Raw genomic sequence first — 1,832 nt, 5'->3', positions numbered from 1 at the left:
CACAGAAGCAGATCCAGGCGCACGAGAAGGAATTCGAGCGTCGCTTCGCCGACAAGCGCGGCAAGATCACCGCCGGTGACGATCTGGCTCCGGGCGTGCTGAAGATGGTCAAGGTGTTCCTGGCCGTGAAGCGCCGCATCCAGCCGGGCGACAAGATGGCAGGCCGCCACGGCAACAAGGGTGTGGTGTCCAACGTGGTGCCGGTCGAGGACATGCCGTACATGGCCTCGGGCGAAACCGTGGACATCGTTCTGAACCCGCTGGGCGTGCCGTCGCGTATGAACATCGGGCAGATTCTGGAAGTGCACCTGGGCTGGGCTGCCAAGGGTCTGGGTCGCAAGATCCAGGCGATGCTGGAAGCCCAGGCGGCGGTCGCCGACCTGCGCAAGTTCCTGGACGACATCTACAACCACGATGACACCAACGTGGCCAACCGTGTCGACCTGTCGCAGTTCAGCGACGAGGAACTGCTGCGCCTGGCCCGCAACCTGTTCGACGGCGTGCCGATGGCCACCCCGGTGTTCGACGGTGCCACCGAAGCGGAAATCAAGCGCATGCTGGAACTGGCCGACCTGCCGAGCAGTGGCCAGACCCAGCTGTATGACGGCCGCACCGGTGAAGCCTTCGATCGCCACACCACCGTTGGCTACATGCACTACCTGAAGCTGAACCACCTGGTCGACGACAAGATGCACGCCCGTTCGACCGGTCCGTACTCGCTCGTCACCCAGCAGCCGCTGGGCGGCAAGGCGCAGTTCGGCGGCCAGCGCTTCGGTGAAATGGAAGTCTGGGCGCTGGAAGCCTACGGCGCGGCCTACACCCTGCAGGAAATGCTGACGGTGAAGTCCGATGACGTGCAGGGCCGCAACCAGATGTACAAGAACATCGTCGACGGTGAGCACGAGATGGTCGCGGGCATGCCGGAATCCTTCAACGTGCTTGTGAAGGAAATCCGCTCGCTGGCCATCAACATGGAACTGGAAGACAACTGATCCATGCCGGCGCGGCGGTCAACGCCGCCGCGCCGCTGGCAGTCAACTGAAAGCCCATCGACACAGCATTCCTCCTTCTGGAGAACACCATGAAAGACCTGCTCAACCTCTTCAACCAGCAGCGCCAGACGCTGGACTTCGACGCGATCAAGATCGCGCTGGCTTCGCCGGACCTGATCCGTTCGTGGTCCTTCGGCGAAGTGAAGAAGCCGGAAACCATCAACTACCGTACCTTCAAGCCGGAGCGTGACGGCCTGTTCTGCGCCGCCATCTTCGGACCGGTCAAGGACTACGAGTGCCTGTGCGGCAAGTACAAGCGCATGAAGCACCGCGGCGTGGTCTGCGAGAAGTGCGGCACCGAAGTGACCCTGGCCAAGGTGCGTCGTGAGCGCATGGGCCACATCGACCTGGCTTCGCCGGTCGCGCACATCTGGTTCCTGAAGTCGCTGCCGTCGCGCATCGGCCTGATGCTGGACATGACCCTGCGCGATATCGAGCGCGTGCTGTACTTCGAAGCCTACGTGGTGACCGAGCCGGGCCTGACCGCCCTGGAGCGCCGCCAGCTGCTGACCGAAGAACAGTACCTGCAGGCCCGCCAGGAGCACGGTGACGACTTCGACGCCGCCATGGGCGCCGAGGCCGTGTACGAACTGCTGCGCACCATCGACCTGCAGTCGGAAATGACCCGCCTGCGCGAAGAGATCGCCAGCACCGGTTCGGAAACCAAGCTCAAGCGACTGACCAAGCGCATCAAGCTGATCGAAGCCTTCCTGGAATCGGGCAACCGTCCGGAGTGGATGGTCATGACCGTCCTGCCGGTGCTGCCGCCGGATCTGCGTC

2 pseudogenes are annotated in these 1,832 nt (G+C 63.3%); both read left to right on the top strand.

The window, feature by feature from the left end:
* Window positions 1–992, top strand: a pseudogene (gene rpoB, locus DBR20_RS14245) (DNA-directed RNA polymerase subunit beta); the annotation flags it as partial.
* An 89-nt stretch (window positions 993–1,081) separates the two neighbouring features.
* A pseudogene (locus tag DBR20_RS23220) lies at window positions 1,082–1,832 on the top strand (DNA-directed RNA polymerase subunit beta'); the annotation flags it as partial.

It is taken from the genome of Stenotrophomonas sp. HMWF023, from assembly GCF_003060985.1.
Lineage (GTDB): Bacteria > Pseudomonadota > Gammaproteobacteria > Xanthomonadales > Xanthomonadaceae > Stenotrophomonas > Stenotrophomonas lactitubi.
This window is presented reverse-complemented; position numbering and strand designations above follow the sequence as displayed.